Source organism: Gilliamella sp. wkB308, assembly GCF_001690185.1.
GTDB classification, from domain to species: Bacteria; Pseudomonadota; Gammaproteobacteria; order Enterobacterales; family Orbaceae; genus Gilliamella; species Gilliamella apicola_I.
Genome location: NZ_LZGN01000003.1, coordinates 106,230 through 123,682 on the forward strand (window position 1 = coordinate 106,230; position 17,453 = coordinate 123,682).

Annotated in this window: 17 protein-coding genes and 1 tRNA gene; 8 read left to right on the top strand and 10 right to left on the bottom strand. The window is 33.2% G+C overall.

The genetic code is table 11. The features are described 5' to 3' along the window. Positions 1-317: 317 nt before the first annotated feature. Entirely contained in the window at positions 318-1,370 is a 1,053-nt protein-coding gene (locus A9G10_RS00560) for a dihydroorotate oxidase (RefSeq protein WP_065557756.1), read from the top strand. A 63-nt stretch (positions 1,371-1,433) separates the two neighbouring features. Here A9G10_RS00560 and A9G10_RS00565 read toward each other — a convergent pair whose 3' ends face one another. Further along, positions 1,434-1,802: a YbaN family protein gene (locus A9G10_RS00565; protein ID WP_065557757.1), complete on the bottom strand. Its 369-nt coding sequence runs from the start codon at positions 1,800-1,802 to the stop codon at positions 1,434-1,436. 279 nt (positions 1,803-2,081) lie between these two features. Here A9G10_RS00565 and A9G10_RS00570 point away from each other — a divergent pair, with 279 nt between their 5' ends. After that, on the top strand, positions 2,082-3,671 hold the full coding sequence (locus A9G10_RS00570; protein ID WP_065557758.1) for an ATP-dependent nuclease: 1,590 nt from the start codon (positions 2,082-2,084) through the stop codon (positions 3,669-3,671). Between the two features lies 1 nt (position 3,672). Then, on the top strand, positions 3,673-4,536 hold the full coding sequence (locus A9G10_RS00575) for an HNH endonuclease (protein WP_065557759.1): 864 nt from the start codon (positions 3,673-3,675) through the stop codon (positions 4,534-4,536). Between the two features lie 60 nt (positions 4,537-4,596). On the opposite strand, the gene A9G10_RS00580 is transcribed toward A9G10_RS00575, so the two are convergent. Together A9G10_RS00580 and dnaQ are read right to left on the bottom strand one after the other, a co-directional pair. Further along, positions 4,597-4,673 (bottom strand) — tRNA-Asp (locus tag A9G10_RS00580). Between the two features lie 112 nt (positions 4,674-4,785). Beyond that, positions 4,786-5,526: a DNA polymerase III subunit epsilon gene (gene dnaQ / locus A9G10_RS00585; RefSeq protein WP_065557760.1), complete on the bottom strand. Its 741-nt coding sequence runs from the start codon at positions 5,524-5,526 to the stop codon at positions 4,786-4,788. Positions 5,527-5,707: 181 nt separating this feature from the next. Here dnaQ and rnhA point away from each other — a divergent pair, with 181 nt between their 5' ends. The 3 genes from rnhA (at position 5,708) to A9G10_RS00600 (ending at position 8,289) form a co-directional block, all read left to right on the top strand. Continuing rightward, a complete protein-coding gene (gene rnhA, locus A9G10_RS00590) occupies positions 5,708-6,181 on the top strand; it encodes a ribonuclease HI (protein ID WP_065557761.1) in 474 nt (157 codons plus the stop codon). An 80-nt stretch (positions 6,182-6,261) separates the two neighbouring features. Continuing rightward, positions 6,262-6,990 (top strand): hydroxyacylglutathione hydrolase, encoded by a 729-nt coding sequence (gene gloB, locus A9G10_RS00595; RefSeq protein ID WP_065557762.1) that lies wholly within the window; start codon positions 6,262-6,264, stop codon positions 6,988-6,990. Between the two features lie 42 nt (positions 6,991-7,032). Further along, a complete protein-coding gene (locus tag A9G10_RS00600; protein ID WP_081298945.1) occupies positions 7,033-8,289 on the top strand; it encodes a transglycosylase SLT domain-containing protein in 1,257 nt (418 codons plus the stop codon). Here A9G10_RS00600 and A9G10_RS00605 read toward each other — a convergent pair. From A9G10_RS00605 to rlmC, 4 genes are all read right to left on the bottom strand, one after another. Next, complete coding sequence (locus A9G10_RS00605; RefSeq protein WP_065557763.1) at positions 8,267-9,049, bottom strand: endonuclease/exonuclease/phosphatase family protein; 783 nt, start codon at positions 9,047-9,049, stop codon at positions 8,267-8,269. The two genes, A9G10_RS00600 and A9G10_RS00605, sit on opposite strands and share 23 nt — an antisense overlap. Before the next feature lie 5 nt (positions 9,050-9,054). Then, positions 9,055-10,614: a glutamate--cysteine ligase gene (gene gshA / locus A9G10_RS00610; RefSeq protein WP_065557764.1), complete on the bottom strand. Its 1,560-nt coding sequence runs from the start codon at positions 10,612-10,614 to the stop codon at positions 9,055-9,057. A gap of 274 nt (positions 10,615-10,888) precedes the next feature. Next, positions 10,889-11,404 carry a HugZ family pyridoxamine 5'-phosphate oxidase gene (locus A9G10_RS00615; protein WP_065557765.1) on the bottom strand — a complete coding sequence of 172 codons (516 nt, stop codon included), beginning with the start codon at positions 11,402-11,404 and terminating at the stop codon, positions 10,889-10,891. A gap of 213 nt (positions 11,405-11,617) precedes the next feature. Beyond that, a complete protein-coding gene (gene rlmC / locus A9G10_RS00620) occupies positions 11,618-12,766 on the bottom strand; it encodes a 23S rRNA (uracil(747)-C(5))-methyltransferase RlmC (RefSeq protein WP_065557766.1) in 1,149 nt (382 codons plus the stop codon). 218 nt (positions 12,767-12,984) lie between these two features. Between rlmC and map the strand changes: the two genes are divergently transcribed. Beyond that, complete coding sequence (gene map, locus A9G10_RS00625; RefSeq protein ID WP_065557767.1) at positions 12,985-13,773, top strand: type I methionyl aminopeptidase; 789 nt, start codon at positions 12,985-12,987, stop codon at positions 13,771-13,773. A 58-nt stretch (positions 13,774-13,831) separates the two neighbouring features. Here the strand turns inward: map and A9G10_RS00630 are convergent, their stop codons facing one another. Both A9G10_RS00630 and A9G10_RS00635 read right to left on the bottom strand, forming a co-directional pair. Next, positions 13,832-14,701 carry a thioredoxin family protein gene (locus A9G10_RS00630; protein WP_065557768.1) on the bottom strand — a complete coding sequence of 290 codons (870 nt, stop codon included), beginning with the start codon at positions 14,699-14,701 and terminating at the stop codon, positions 13,832-13,834. A 27-nt stretch (positions 14,702-14,728) separates the two neighbouring features. Beyond that, positions 14,729-15,499 (bottom strand): SDR family oxidoreductase, encoded by a 771-nt coding sequence (locus A9G10_RS00635; protein ID WP_065557769.1) that lies wholly within the window; start codon positions 15,497-15,499, stop codon positions 14,729-14,731. A 99-nt stretch (positions 15,500-15,598) separates the two neighbouring features. Here A9G10_RS00635 and A9G10_RS00640 point away from each other — a divergent pair, with 99 nt between their 5' ends. After that, positions 15,599-16,291 carry a 5'-methylthioadenosine/adenosylhomocysteine nucleosidase gene (locus tag A9G10_RS00640; protein WP_065557770.1) on the top strand — a complete coding sequence of 231 codons (693 nt, stop codon included), beginning with the start codon at positions 15,599-15,601 and terminating at the stop codon, positions 16,289-16,291. A 79-nt stretch (positions 16,292-16,370) separates the two neighbouring features. Here A9G10_RS00640 and rnd read toward each other — a convergent pair whose 3' ends face one another. Next, positions 16,371-17,453: a ribonuclease D gene (gene rnd / locus A9G10_RS00645; RefSeq protein ID WP_065557771.1), complete on the bottom strand. Its 1,083-nt coding sequence runs from the start codon at positions 17,451-17,453 to the stop codon at positions 16,371-16,373.

Below are 17,453 nucleotides of genomic sequence, written 5' to 3' on the forward strand. Positions count from 1 at the left end.
AAGTAAGCAAAAAAGTTTTCAAGATTGTCATATTGCAGCGTTAAAATCTAAAAAAAAACACTGCAACCATTTCATTTAGTTACATATTTATCATTATAATTGGCTTGAAGTTTGAATGGATTAAGCTAGAATGCATGCAAGTTTGTTCAAGAGAACCTAGGAATGATTAGAGTGAAAAAAGAAAAATTATTATCCAAAATTAAGTATCACTCTTTTTTAATTCAATTTATTGATCCTCCTTTATGGAGGATTTTTTTTATCAAAAATAACCCCCTCTTTCCTCAGAATTTTTTTAAGTGCTCATCACAGGAGATATTATGAAATCTTTAACGCCGTTTTACGATCCCTCTATCAGTTATGAAGATAATTATGCAAACGGTCCTTTTGGACTTTTTACACAATTGAGTCACGTTGAACATGTCGCAACCCAAACCAGTCAATTTCTTAATCTTGATGTTAATTTACCATTTGGAATGCCTGCCGGTCCCCTTTTAAATGCCAATTATATTAAGGCTGCTTTTGCGTATGGATTTGACTTATGCGTCTATAAAACTGTAAGAACAAGATTTCACAAATGTCATCCATTGCCGAATGTGTTATCTGTTCATCCTAATGGTAAATTATCTAGCCACCTTGATATAGTTTTAGCTGACACAAATTATACTCAACCGCTATCAATTACCAACTCGTTTGGTGTTCCTTCTCTTGCTCCCGATGTTTGGCAACCCGATATGGCTGATGCGGTAAAAGCAGCTGGTCAAGGTCAATATGTTATTGGTAGCTTTCAAGGAACACAAGGACATGGCGAAATAGAAAAAGATTATGCGTTAGCCGCTAAATTAGTAAGAGAAACTAATGCCCCAATTCTTGAAGCAAATTTGAGTTGCCCAAATGAAGGAGCAAGTAAATTACTCTGTTTTGATGTTGATAAAGTAGAACGAATTGTAAATGAAATTAAAAATGCTGTTCCCGATCGTCCACTTATACTTAAACTGGCCTATTTTCCAGATGATGAAAAAATTATTTCATTACTTACTAAAGTCGGTTCGATAATTGATGGATTAAGTGCTATTAATACCTTATCAGCCAAACCTGTTAACGCAAATGGTCAGCCAGCTTTAGGAGAAAACAGAAAAGAAGGTGGAATTTGTGGCGATGCCATTCGTTGGGCTGGATTAGATATGGTTAGTCGCCTTGATAAATATCGTAAACAAATGGATTTAAAATTTGCCATTATAGGTGTTGGTGGAGTTAGCACCAGTGAACATTATCACCAATTCATTAAAAGTGGGGCTGATGCTGTAATGAGTGCGACAGGAGCCATGTGGAATCCGCTACTTGCTATAGAGATTAAGAAAAGTCTTAACTAGATTATTGGCAATATACACTATTGTTACAGGGTAACTTACCCTGTAATTATATTTCTTTTCTCTTTAAATTTTCTTTTTTCTAAAATAATAAAATCCAACAACAATGTGCGCTAAAAAAACGATCACTAAAATAATACGCACATGCAATGAATGAATCAAAATAAATGGGATTAACAATACGATAAAAACCATGGCTAGCATTTTAAACAAACTTTTTTTAGATGCTTTCTTCTCAATAAGCATCTTTTGTATATAAGTTTGATAATAATGACTTTGAGTAAAATAGCGATAAAGACGATCTGAACTATTGAGCCATAAATATGCTGTTAACAAATAGAAAGGTACTGTTGGCAAAAGTGGCACGAAAATGCCTACTGTTCCCAGCAAAAATGAAACACCACCTATAATAATAAATAACCATTTTTTTAACATAACTGAGTGTACTTATAAATAATTATTAAAATTTGTTTTTGCGAATAACAAAGCATGAATTTAATATTCCAAAAAAGCTTAATCATTACGCCTTTTGTTAGGATTAATTATTCATTGTGGGATAATCTAAGTATATAACAGAGTTTTAAAAGAAAGAAACGTTATGAAACAGAATTTTTTCATATTGATTAAATTACATTTTTCTTTGCATTTATGTTAAATGTGTTATATAAAAACAATTACATATTTCGGTAATTTTAGTTTTGGATTAGTTTTAATATGGAAAAAAAGGAAAAGTTAACTATACTTCTTTGTTCTCCTGATTGTTCGACAAAATTTTTAACAGAAGGAGCGGTTTTTATAAGACCGATAGATAGTTATTGGAACGATTTTGGATACCAGTTAGCGACGGAAATAGGTATCCGATTAAATGATAATTCTATTGAATGGTTTGATTCGAAATTTGCTTTTAAAAATCAGGATAATACCTATAAATATGTTCTGAAAATCCTAAAAAAAAAGCAGTATATCAATTTATCTTCGGTAAGTTTAGCCTTTGCTCATTTATTCACAAATCAAAAATCTTATAGCGCCATCAGCCGATTAATTGGTTTTGAAAAAGCAATAAACATTCTAGAAGAAATAAATGATATTTGTTTATATGTGGATAAACCTTCTAGCATACCAAAGTGGGATGATTTTTATAAAACCGAAGTTTATAGTCGAGCTATGCTTAGAACGAGTGAGGCGTATTTTGCTTATCGGCATGGATATTCAATTATACAAGGTAAAGTTATTGAAAATGCGGACTCTAAAAAACCCTTCAATATTACGTTTAAAAATTTAGATTCTCTTCAACTCGAATTTAAATTTACCAATCAGAATAAATTGCGGGGTCGCATTGCGACCATAATAGGGCAAAATGGATGTGGAAAAACAACGATACTGACAGAACTCGTTAAAGCGCTTGCTGATAGGCAATCAAAACATATCTCAATTGTTCCACAACTTGACTTTAACCAAGTTATTTTGTTTGCTCATCATGCAACACTTAATTCAATTGACAAAGAACTTATCAGTAATCCTAGTGTTTCTATTTCACAGCTAGATCCTAATATTCAGAACGACAGGGTTTTTAATGAAAAAACAGACAATCATTTATTGGTAGATGTGTTAAGAAACAATAGAATATCCGAATTATGTAATATCATTTCTCAAGAATTTTATGATTTAACAATAAAAGTTCCGCTTTTAGTGGATCATTCGGCTAACTTAGATCAACACCACGAAATCGCAATAAAAAACTTTGCCCGAAACAATGGTGAGCAACGTTGGCTTGATAGGATAGCGACGATTGACCGAGAAAAAAATCTAGTTATATATAAAAATGACGAAAAATATCTACCAAGTTTAGGACAATCAACGTTTATCCGTTTTATTTTGAACGTTTTTGCCAATGTCGGACCGGCATCGGTACTGCTTATTGATGAACCAGAAACTTTTTTACATCCTAATCTTATTTCTCAATTTATGAGAATTCTTAATAATGTATTAGAGACCACAAAATCCATCGCTATAATCGCAACTCATTCTCCTTATATTGTCAGAGAAGTACAAAGTGCACAAGTTCATATTATCGAAAAAGATGAAGTAGATTTCAAAATTAAGCAGCCGCGAATGCAAACGTTAGGCGCTAATGTGACCAGCATTTCAAATGAAATCTTTGGCGATGATCTGTTAATCCATCTATACAATGAATTAGTTGATAACATTAAAGATGATTTAAACTTCGATGAAATTCTCGATAAATATATTGGTGAAATAAGTCCTGATGCCCTCTTACAGCTAAGGAATAATATGGAATATTAATATGAGAAAATTAAATTTTCCACAATATAATAGCGCAGAAATTATTGATAGCTGTCAATTAGATGAACTTTGTCAAAAAAATCGAAAAGGAAAACATATTCGGTTTATTTCATCTTATATCGATATTATTAAAAAATCTTACGAACATTATGATAAGCATAATGGTAACCCTTGGTTTATTAATTCATTGTCAGAAGAAACAATACCTTCATTATCGGCATTTAAAAAACACATGAATCTTTTATATGATAACCCGCCACTAGCACTTAAATTCATTAAATCGCTGAGAGAAAGTATTCAAGGTGCATGCCCAATGTGTGGGAGACATGGCAATGGAACAATCGATCATTATTTACCTAAATCAATCTTTCCAGAATACTCTTTTTTTTCCAAGAACCTGATACCTGCTTGTGATAGATGCAATAAGGAACGATCATTAAAAATAAAAGGAGATATATTACATGAAAGGCCTATTCACCCTTATTTTGATAAATTTATTGAAAAAAGAATCATGTCATCTCACTTTAAACCAGACTGGCGAGCACCGTTAATTACTCCTATAGCCATAGATGTAAAAGATGAAGAAAAAATTATAGTTGAATGGCACATCAAGAATATTGTCATCCCTTCAGGAATCAAGAATCATTTCTCTTATTTATGGACAAAATTATGTGAATCACCAAAGGTATATATAAAAAACGCAATTAATTTAGAAGACATCATAAAAAAATTATATGAAATCCAATTAATTTACGAGAATAATGGCGGAACACCCAATAATTGGGATGCCTGTTTTTATCATGGATTACAAAATAACGAAGAAGCACTCAATTATTTGATTAAAATTCAAAAAGGCGAATTATAAATAACTATTGATTTTATATAGAGGATTGGAACAAAAACATTAAGGGAAAACTGATGAAATTGGCGGAACGGACGGGGCTCGAACCCGCGACCCCCTGCGTGACAGGCAGGTATTCTAACCAACTGAACTACCGCTCCGCTTTTTAGACTACTTCAAGGCATCACTGCTGAAGTAGGCGTGATATTAAAGATTATTTTCGATGGCGTCAATAGATATTTTAAAATATGCAATCAATTGAATAGAAAACAATCATTTACTGGCGCGCCATAATGCTCCGCCACTTTTTTTATCAATTTTGGATAAAACAGTTTCATGTTCTGATAGTTCATATTCTGAGGCTTTTATGACTTTTAAAGGAGTCGATCCTCGCTCTATTTTTTGCAGAGTATTACTGTTTTCACCATTAGCTAGACTATGCTCATCCGTATTAAAGGATAATGTCGTTTGTCCACCCGTCATAGCTAAATATACTTCAGCTAAAATCTCAGCATCCAGTAAAGCGCCATGGAGTGTCCGATGTGAATTATCAATTTGGTAGCGTTCACAAAGTACATCTAAATTATTACGTTTGCCAGGGAACAGGCGTCTTGCCATTGCTAAGGTATCGGTCACAATACAGTGATCAGCAGTTTTATAATCTAAACCACAAAGACGAAACTCATAATCCATAAATCCAACATCAAACGATGCATTATGAATAATTAATTCAGCACCATCAATAAACTTAATAAAATCATGGGCAATATTTTTGAATATCGGCTCATTTTTAATAGCTTCATTGCTTATACCATGGACTTTAAACGCTTCTTCATCAATTAAGCGTTCTGGATTAATATAAACATGAAAATGATTGCCTGTTAAGCGGCGATTGATGATTTCAACGGCGCCGATTTCAATAATCTTATGTCCTTCATAATGATTATTTCCATCTTGATTCATACCTGTTGTTTCTGTATCGAGTACAATTTGGCGAGTAGAATGAGTTATCACGTTATTCTCTTTATATCAAACATTGGGAAAACTACGAATTAGTGATATAGTTTACCATTAAATACTATTAATGTTGATACCTACCCGCTATTTGTAGCTGAATCTTCAGATTTGCTTACCATTTTTAATTTGTGTTACATTTTGGGAGATATCAACCTAGTTTGCCGAAAAGTTTGCAAAAATGTTAAAACAAATCAGAATATACACAGATGGTTCTTGTCTTGGAAACCCTGGTCCTGGCGGATATGCTGCCATTTTAAGATATAAGCACAATGAAAAAATCTTAGCAGAAGGATATTTTAATACAACTAATAATCGAATGGAGTTATTAGCCGCAATTGTCGCTTTAGAAAAATTAAAAGAGCCTTGTCAAATTGATCTCTATTCTGATAGCCAATATTTGAAAAATGGCATTTCAAAATGGATTTATACATGGAAAAAAAATGGATGGAAGACCGCAAATAACAAATCTGTCAAAAATGTTGATTTATGGATGCGGCTTGATATAGCGGTACAAAAACATAAAATCGATTGGATTTGGGTTAAAGGCCATGCCGGGCATCCTGAAAATGAACAATGTGATATCATTGCCAAATCTAAAGCTGAGTCCCCTACTTTAATGGATACTTTTTTTGAAGAATCAAATTCAGCATAATGAGTTTTAAACCCTATTATTTAACATGAGACCAAGCCATTATAGTTATCGAATGTCACTTAATAGCAAGGATTTTATTTATGTATAAATTACACATAATCCCCGTATTAAAAGACAATTATGTCTGGTTATTAGAAAATAACGCAAAACAAGTTATTATCATTGATCCAGGGGCAGCCGAACCTGTTTATAACTATCTACATCTACATAATTTAACACCCCTTGCAATTTTGCTTACTCATCACCATATAGATCACATTGGCGGTGTGGTAAAACTACAAAATGATTTTAATTCTATTGAGGTATATGGGCCTAAAGAGATTCCTTTACCCATCCAATATGTAGAAAATAGTGATAAATTAATTATTGCCGATTTTAAATTTGAGATAATTCCTGTACCAGGTCATACATTAGGTCATTTGGCTTACTATTGTCAGCCTTATCTTTTTTGTGGCGATACGCTGTTATCGGCTGGTTGTGGACGTATATTTGAAGGTACACATCAACAAATGCTAAATTCACTTAACAAATTAGCCCAATTATCGGATGATACCTTAATTTGTGCAGGTCATGAATATACAAAATCTAATCTCGATTTTGCACTAAATATGTTACCAAATGACACTAAAATTAGTACCTATTATGATTTAATTTCTGATAAATCAATTACTTTACCATCTACTTTAAGAAATGAAAAACAAATTAATGTTTTTCTGCGATGTAAAGAAAAAAACATACAAAATAAATTTAATTTTAACAATGAGTTAGATTTATTTGTTTTTTTTAGAAGCCAAAAGGATATTTTTTAGGTATAATATACGGTTTTAATAAATGTTTAATGTTTTAAGGTAATGAAAAAGTTATATATATTCACAGCATTATGTTCGTTTTTGGTTGCATGCCAAAACCATCAATCTCAATATAATAGTAGTGTCTATCCAACACATAACTCAGAATCAATCGTTACCAGTGGACTTTTAAAAAGTAGTGGAATTAATAATAAATTAATCACTCAAAATCCTTGGCATTATATGATAAGCCAACTGAATGTAAAAGTCCCTGAAAATAATCGTATTAAAGAAGAAAGAACGCTTTTATTACGCAACCCTAAAGCTTTTGAAACTACAGCGCTTCGTTCTGAGCCTTATGTATATTACATAATGGATCAATTACGTCAAAATAATTTACCGGTAGAATTAGCTTTAATTCCACTGATTGAAAGTGCCTACGATCCGTTAGCAACATCGGCTGGTAAAGCTGCCGGTTTATGGCAGATTGTACCCATAACGGCCAGAGAATACGGTCTAAATAAAAGTCACTCATTTGATCCAAGACGTGATCTGATTGCATCAACAAATTCAGCAATAACGCTGTTAAAAGATCTGAACGGTCGTTTTAAAGGAGATTGGCTATTAACTCTTGCTGCTTATAATGCTGGCGAAGGTCGCATTAGAAAAGCAATTGCACAAAATAAAGCAAATGGTTTACCAACAAATTATTGGGCGCTGGATTTACCAACTGAAACCCGACACTATGTACCAAAGATTTTAGCCATTATTGATATTGTAAAAAATAGTGAACGTTACGGTATTAAATTACCTGATTGTAACTATGAAAACTCATTAGTTAGAATTGATATGTCTAAAAATATTTCATTAGCTAAAATTGCTCAATATACTGGGATACCCATTAACGACTTAAAAAGTTTTAATGCAGGCTATTTACAACAAACTGTAAGTGGACCATTCCATTTACTGGTTCCGTATTCTTATGCGGAAGATTTACATAAAAAGCTACAAGCACAAAATCTTGTTTCAGCCGAAATTACAGAACTTTTACAAGATGTGCCTCATAACACTATGCCTTTGGAAGTCAAAACAGTAGCAATCAAGTCCGAAGGATCAAGTGGAATAAATAATAAAAATAAAACGCTTCATACTAAATTAAATAAGCAGATCACTTATCAAGTTAAAGCGGGTGATGATTTGGTAACTATAGCTAAAAATTATCGTGTTAAAATTACAGATATTTTAACTTGGAATAATTTGACAGATCAGGATATAAAAGAAGGTGATGTATTAACCATTAACCTTGCAAATCCAATCTAAATTTGACCAATAAAGGATTATGATCAGATGCCGAAGTACTAATTATTTTTGCTGTATCTAATTGTAATCCTCGATAAAATACAAAATCTAATGGTCTTCCCATAAATGTTTTTCGAATATCATTTGAAAAATTCACCGGTTTGAGATCGATTGTACTTACTAAATGATATAAAAGATTTAACCGCTGTTGACTCCAAGCATTGAAATCACCAGCTAAGATCACCGGTCCATTATGTTCCTTGATTCGATTTAATAGCATATGCATTTGTTGCCGATAACTTTTGACACCAATACTAAAGTTAACGGCATGAATGTTCGCAACTAGCAATTGTTGTGTAGAGTTATAAATAGGATAAATTGTTATTAAAGCAGATTTTGGAACGCGAATAAGGGGTTCTTTTTCTCTAAATGAATAGATAGAGATAGGTAATGTATCTGTAATTGTCATCACTCCAGCATAAATATTATTGAAGCAGTAAGCAGGCACATGGTCTGCTATCTTATTTTGTCGGGTAATAAAGTTCAATAATTGTGGTGTGGTTTGCGCTTCTTGTAATAATATCAATTTAGTTTTATCTGCATAATGTTCTAAAATCTGAATACAGTCGGCTCTTTTTTGTTTAAAAATATTCCAAACCATAATGGTAAAAGTGGTTTTATCAATTAATGGTTTATTCACTATCATTTGACTATTGGGCAAAATAATTTCTACCTCATTATTTGCCCGATATCGTAATGTATAATCTCGATGTTTAAACATATTAACTATTTATTTTGTTGAGCTAAATATTCATCAAACGATACTTTATCATTTTCTTCTAATTTTTTCTGTTTTTCGAGTGATATATAGCGTTGTTGAACAAAATCATTATCGGTTAACACGGCTAAAGGTTCTGACAATAACTGTTTTTTATATTGACTTGCTAAAGCTAAACCAAATTTAGCTGTCCCCAAATCACTTATCGCCTGTAATGTTCTTGCAGATAAAGTTAATTCCGGGTAATCAAACATAACATCAAGTCGTTCACAAACCTTACGGTAATGCTGTTTTTCATCATGATGATCTAAAACATCAGCAACACGTAGTAAATCCTTAAATAATTGATGACCTACTTTGGCCATTGGTTCATGATAACTTCCACACCCCATTGTTATTTCAATACCCGGTTTTCGACCTTCTAAAATAATTCGATTCCAGTTTAATTTTGCACACTCTAGCTCTTGACTGCTCATTTCAGGTGCCGGTGCTAATGCACACCAAATTAAAAATAAATCGATAAATCGAATTTGTTCTTCTGTAATACCGATTGGTGAAAATGGATTAACATCTAAAGCTCTGACTTCGATATACTCAATTCCACCTCGTAGCAATGCATCTGAAGGAGATTCCCCTGCCTTAGGAACACGTTTAGGACGAATCGGTGCATAAAACTCATTTTCAATTTGTAAGACTTTATCATTTAATTGACGATATTGACCATCAACTTTAATGCCTAAGCGACTAAATTCGGGGGATTGTGTTTTAGTTGCACGTTTTAATCCTTCGACATAAGTATCCAAATGATTAAACGTGATACCCAATTGCTTTTGAGCATTATTGGTATAACCGATATCGCTTAGCCTTAAAGAGGTGGCATAAGGTAAATAACAGTTGCCGTTAGTTTGTTCAATAAATGCTTTCGCTTTTTCTGGATCTTGAATAAATGAAGAGCACATTGATGGTGATGCGCCAAAAAGATACGGGATTACCCAACCAAAGCGATAATAGTTACGAATTAAAGTGAAATAGCCTTCTGAAATAACGTCTTTACCCTCTTCGGTATTTTTTATCCCGTCTCTTGCTTGCCAAAATGCTGTCGGTAAAGAAAAATTATAATGGACACCTGAAATAGTTTGCATCATTGCACCATAACGGTTTTTTAATCCCTCACGATACAGCGTTTTAAAACGCCCTTCGTTTGAAGAACCATATTGTGCTAATATAATATCGTCTTCTTTGGCAACAAAACACGGCATACTTAGTGGCCACATCATTTCATCACCAATATTAATACTGGCATAACGATGTAAATCTCGTAAAAACGTGAGCATATAATCAATGTTCGTATTTACTGGTGTTATAAACTCAAGCATCGACTCTGCAAAATCAGTTGTGATCCAAGGGTGAGTTAAGGCTGAACCAATTTTATTGGGAAAAGGCGTTTTAGATAAAGAACCATCGGGTAAAATTCGTAAGGTCTCTCGTTCCAATCCACGTTGAATACCTTGTAAAATCGTATAATGTTTTTCTAACCAATTAAGTGCTTTAGAAACATCAGGTATCATAATCTTTATTTATCCTAAATTGAGTTTTATATATTCAATATTATCATAATTTACAAGCTTCTATTGGTAAATTTGGCTTTTTACTTATGCTCTATAAAAATAGAACTGATTTGAAAGATGAAAACACTCAATAATACTATTTATTATCTATAGTTAAGTCATGAATCGAAATTTAATAATCTTGTCTATTTCATGAATAGGAATGGGTAATTATCTCCATTCCTTTCAATGTAAAGCGATTAGGTATCATCAATTTCACAAAGTTTTAATTCTGTTATTGTGCTTTTTGATTGGCAATATAGCTTTCATCAACTTGCGTTATACTATTATTTTGATGATCGATTTGATAGGTTTTACCAAATCCAATAACCAGTCTGCCCTGCTTTGGTGAAATTTTAAATAAATTAAAGTCTTTCATTTCTGACAACATATAAACCATCTTACTGACTCGTGAAGCAAATTGCTCAATAATAGCATTAAACAATTCGGAATCTTTTTCAATCATATTAGCTGTTGCTTGAAAGTTTAAACGTTTACGAGCATAGATGTTCTTTGTTTTAGATTCATCTTCAATAATAAACACTGAGATATGGGCATTAGCCTTGATATTCTGACTATGTGGGGCTAAATCAGAAATAAGTATATAGTAATCCTTACCATCAAAAAAATAAGGTGAATAACTTGTTTCGACATCTCCATTTGGATTAATGGTTGACAATATGATCGATAAAACGGATTCATGAAGGCTATTTATTGTATTTTGAACTATCTCAATGTTGGACTCAGCCATAAAAATCTCCTTTAAATTTTTTAATTTATTTTTTTAATAATTAGCTCGATAGATTAAAGTTTAATCGCTACTTGATCAATCAGTTAATCTATTAATTATTCAGTTATAACTTAAATCATTGTTATTAGGTGCACTGTATAGCCCTATTGTTTTATAGGCATTACTCAATTAACATTATGTTGTTAACTATTTGTAAAGGCGATTAATCATACCTTATCCATCTTTTCTTTCCAATAAAACTAATACTTCCATATGCGAGGTATGAGGAAACATATCAAATAATTGAACTTTCTTAAGTTGGTAATCCGATAATAAGCGTATATCTTCAACTAATGATGATAAATTGCAGCTAGAATATAAAATATAGTAAGGTTTAACCTGAGCTAAGAATTGCATTAATGTTTCTCCTCCCCCTCTTCTTGGTGGATTGAGTAACACTAAGTCAGGTATATTCTGTTGTCCGATGCTATACCGAGTTGCATCTAATGATTTAAATGTAAGATGAGTAAAACCCAGTTCATCTGCTGTTCGTGAAGCACACTCTATTGCATCTGAATTAATTTCAATTCCTGTTAAGTTGATATTTTTGTTATTTGCAGCATTGACACAATGTAAACCAAAACCACCTACGCCACAAAACAGATCCAAAATGGATCTTACATTTAAATTATTCACCCAGTCACTCGCTGTTTGATAAAGATTTTTAGCGATATTGGTGTTGGTTTGAAAAAAGCTTTTAGCTTTAATATAAAGGGGTATATAATTCAATGTAAAATTCAAATAACTACTCTGGGTAAGGACAATTTCTTCTTCACCTTCTAAAATAGCTGAATGATTAGGTTGAATATTTATTGAAACAACCTGTAAATTTTCAATTTTGTTTTGAAGCTGTTGAAGTGAATTTCTGATTTTCTCCACAAACTTGTGTGATCGCATCACAAATCGAATCATAAAACCATTTGTTTCTTCGGTGGTACTTTCTGTAATGATGACAAACTTTAATTCCCCTTTTCGCTTATTAATATTATAAGGAACTAACCCTTGTTTACGGATATATGTTCGTACCATTTTAAGAATATTTTGCATACTGGTGGTATAAAGCGGACAATCGCAAAGATCAATAGCTTCATTATCATTTACCATACCCAATATCGGTTTTTCAACGGTGCCAAGTACAGCCATTTTTGCCTTATTACGAAAAGCGACTTCTGAGCTAGCAACGGGTGGCTTAACCTCTTTAGGGTTAAACTCCGTTATTTTTTCTAATAAATTATTCTGTTTTTCTTGAAGTTGAGTGGTATAAGGATAATTGATCCAGTTACAGGATAAACATTTTTTTTGCTGATAATAGCGACACTGCATTATAGTCATAACCTCGTTTTATAATAAGTTATTATATAATTAAATTGTTTCAAAGATTAGTTATTTTAAGCCAAACCATAAGAGACAGCCTGAAACTGACTTTTTGAAAATAAAAAATAATTATTTATCAAAAAGGTATTTAATTATTTTATTACCAAGGTTTGACGTAATAGCGCTATATGATAGGATATAGCCATTAACATTACAGGAACAATTTAATGTCTATTAAGTTAAAAACGCCAACAGAAATCGAAAAAATGCGTATCGCTGGCAAACTTGCCGCCGATGTATTAGAAATGATCGAACCCTATGTCAAACCCGGTATTACGACAGGTGAACTGGATAAAATTTGCTATGAATACATTGTCAATGTTCAAAAAGCTATCCCTGCAAATATCGGCTATAGCGGTTATCAACATACGAGCTGTATTTCAATCAATGACGTTGTTTGTCATGGTATCCCAAGTTTTGATAAAAAAATAAAAGATGGTGACATACTTAACATTGATGTCACTGTAATCAAAGACGGTTATCACGGTGATACATCAAGAATGTATATTGCTGGAAAACCAACCGTTGCTGGCGAAAAATTATGCCAAGTAGCACAAGAAAGTTTGTATGAAGCGATTAAAATTATTAAACCGGGTTTACGATTAAGAGAAATCGGCAAAACAATTCAAAAATATGTTGAAAAATTTGGTTTTTCATCTGTTAGAGAATATTGTGGTCATGGAATTGGTGAAGTTTATCACGATGAACCCCAAGTTTTACATTATGATGCTGATGATGGTGGCGTTATTTTAAAACCAGGTATGACATTCACCATTGAACCTATGGTAAACACAGGTGACTGGCGTACTCGTACAATGAAAGATGGTTGGACCGTAAAAACCAAAGATCATGGACTTTCTGCACAATATGAACACACTATTTTAGTAACTGATAATGGTGTTGAAGTATTAACGCTACGCAGTAATGAAAACTTCCCTCGAGTAATCGAACACTAAAACTGATGATTCAACAATAAAGTTATTGTTGAATCATGATCTTTTTCTTTAATTCATCTTAATAAAGTAATGTATAAAGTTTACGACGATAAGAAGCAGCTAATGGATTACTTGTGCCAAGCGCAGCTAACAAATCCAGTAAGGTTTTCTTAACTTGCCCATCACCAGCATTAAGATCTTGAGTAAGCGGCTTAAATAGTAATTCGAGTGCTTCTTCTTGCCGACCTACTTGCATTAATTGTGATGATAATTGGATCATCAACTCTACATTATCCGGTTGTTTTTCTAATTCAGTTTGTAATAATTGCAATTCTGGAGAATTTGCAGCTTGTTCCAATAACTCAATTTCAGCTTGTAATCCATGATATGTAGTATCCTGATCTTGCAATGGAACAGAATCTAAAACGTCTTTTGCTTCCGCTAACTGCTTTAATGCAATCTGTGCTTTGGCTAACATGAATGCAATATCGGATCTTGGCTTACCTAAATGATCCTTCAAATTCTTCCATGCTTGTCTTAATAATGGCAACGCTTCTTCGTATTTTTCTTCATTAAATAGATTTTGTGCTTCAATTAATTTAAGTTCATCTTCATTAGGCAACACTTTAGTCAATAATTCACGGATTTTTTCTTCTGGTTGAGGTCCTTGAAAACCATCTAGAGGTTGGCCATTTTGGAATAAATAAACAGTCGGAATAGCACGTAGTCCAAACTGTGCAGCCAACATCTGCTGCTCATCACAATTGACACTCGCTAAAATAAATTGACCATGATATTCATCAGCTAATTTTGTCAATGTTTGTGTCGTTTCTTCGTAATTTGGGCTTCTTGGTGACCAAAAGTAAAATAACACAAGCTGTTTAGTTGATTTTTCTAAAATTTCTTGAATATTTTGTTCATTAACATCAAAAATAAAAGGGTTTTGCATATTATTTCCTATGAATATTAAGATTCATTATTTATTGAGTAAAATTTTATCCATTAATCTATCCGGAAGCAAACGTTTGCCAATCGCCGCTAACTGGGTTACTTTTGTTACCCTGTAACGTATTTTAGGTTTGCGATGTTCAAGGGCATGATATAAACATGGCAAAACGGCCTCGGGCGGTAAGGTAAATCGTTTAGCTATTGGTGGATTTTCAATCCGATGTGTTTTTTCTGTTTGATTCACATTTTTTGAAAAAGCCGTAGTTAATGGACCGGGTTCAATCAAACACACTTTAATATTTGTATTGGCCAATTCAAGTCTTAACACATCCGACCAAGCTTCTAAAGCATACTTACTGGCTGAATAAGCACCTCTCCCCGGTGTTGCAATAATACCAACGATTGAACTGGTTTGTATAATTCGTCCTTCATTATGTTCAATCATGGCGGGTAAGAGTAATTGAGTTAATTGATGAACACCAAAAAAATTAGTTGAAAATTGAGATTCTAACTGCTCACGACTGATGGTATTTAATCGACCATATACACCAAATCCGGCATTATTAAATAAACCATATAACTTGTTATTGGATAATGCTAATACTTCCTTAGCGGCTTGAGTAACTGAATCAGGATTATTGAGATCAAGAATCACAGCTTCGAATCCTTGCTCAATAAGTTTTTTTTGATCCTCTTTTTTACGGCAAGAAGTAATAACACGATATCCTCGTTGTTTGAGTGCAACAGCCGAAATCAGCCCTATTCCACTTGAACAGCCCGTTATAAATATTGTGCGCAATTCTCTTCTCCCAGATAGTTGTATGTTGTCAAGTTAACACATAGCAATTATGATATCACATCTTAATTTAAGTTACTTAACGTTAGTCATGAGGATCGTATGAGAATCGCTATCATTGCCGCAATGGAAGAAGAAGTTGCGATATTAAAAAGTAAAATTACCCATTATAGAGTGGAACGCCATCTAAATTGCGATTTTCATCTTGGTAAAATAGCCAATTGTGAAATTGTCCTTCTTCAATCAGGCATTGGAAAAGTCGCAGCAGCATCAGGCACCACCCTATTATTGAATAATTATCAAGTTGATGCTGTTATCAATACAGGTTCAGCAGGCGGACTATCAACAGCATTAAACATTGGCGATATCGTGGTATCGAAAAATGTATTTTATCATGATGTGGATTTGACAGCGTTTGGTTATCAACCTGGTCAAATGTCAGGATGCCCGATTGCCTTTGATGCAAGTGAAACTTTCCAAACATTAGCCAAAGAGTGTATTAAAAAACAAGGGGTCAACGCTATTGAAGGGTCGATCGGTAGTGGTGATGCATTTATCAACGGAAAAACCAATCTGGAACGAATTAAGCAAACATTTCCCAATGCTATCGCCGTTGAGATGGAAGCAGCTGCTATTGGTCATGTTTGTTGGTTATATCAGATACCTTTTGTGGTGGTTAGAGCAATTTCGGATAATGGTGATAGTGAATCAGCCGTTGATTTTCAATCTTTCTTAAAATTGGCTGCAACGCAATCCTCACTGATTGTCGAATCAATGCTAACACAACTTGCTTAATTGTTGTCAAATTTATACATTGATAATTGAAAAAAATGTCATATTAAATGAGCAGATATGATCTGCTCATTAGCCACATTTATTGGCAATAGGGTTCAAATAAAGGTTTTCGCCAGCCTGATAAAATTTCTGGCTCCTGCCCTATTTTATCAATCTTCCACTTCACGTATTGGTTTATTAATCGTCGGGATAGTAACAAATCTGGATTAAGCCCCGTTTGTGAGGCAATCTTGACTGCTGCATTTTTTAATTGGTCTGAGATCACTTTATAATCAGGGTAGCTGTTTACTCTGCGTATTGCTGGAATGTCTGGAATCGGTTCAGACAAAATATTCAGAATCTGCTGACCATATAACCGAATCTCTTTTCCATGTAATCCTAATTTATCGAGTTCAGACAAGGATGACGGTGAATAACGGGCTATTTTCCATAATATATCTTCTTTGACCACAAAGTTTACAGCAATATCTTGTTGCTTAGCTAATTGATAGCGCCAACTCGCTAATTTATATAACTGCCCTAAACTCTTACCTTTCAATTGCCAGCTATTTTTAATATTCAGATAAGCATCATCCGGATTGATCACCTCACATTTGCGACCAATAACCATTTGACACTCTTGATAAGCGGCAGCTAAATAATGGTTGCTGGTTAATTGTGATTTGAGTTTTTGCATTAACGGAAACAGATATATCACATCATTAATCGCATATTGACACTGTTTGTCTGTCAATGGTCGTTTCAACCAATCTGTACGGGTTTCACTTTTATCAAGATCAATATTAAGATATTTTTTAACTAAACTAGCATAACCACTGCTTAATGGATTATCTAAAAAAGAAGCAAGAATTTGACTATCAATGATTGGCGTTGGGACACAATCAAAATGATGCATAAATACTTCAATATCTTCACTGCAAGAATGAAAATATTTTTCAATGGCATCATTTCGAAAAATGTCGATTAAACATTGCCAATCTGTGATTGCAATAGGATCGATCAAGGCTGCAAATTCACCATCAAATACCTGAAGTAAGCCTAAATGAGGATAAAAAGTTCGAGTTCGAACAAATTCAGTATCCAATGCAATAGCTGCACTATTTTTAATTTTTGAACAAAAATTAGCGAGTTGTTCATTATTTATAATAAATTGATAAGTCAA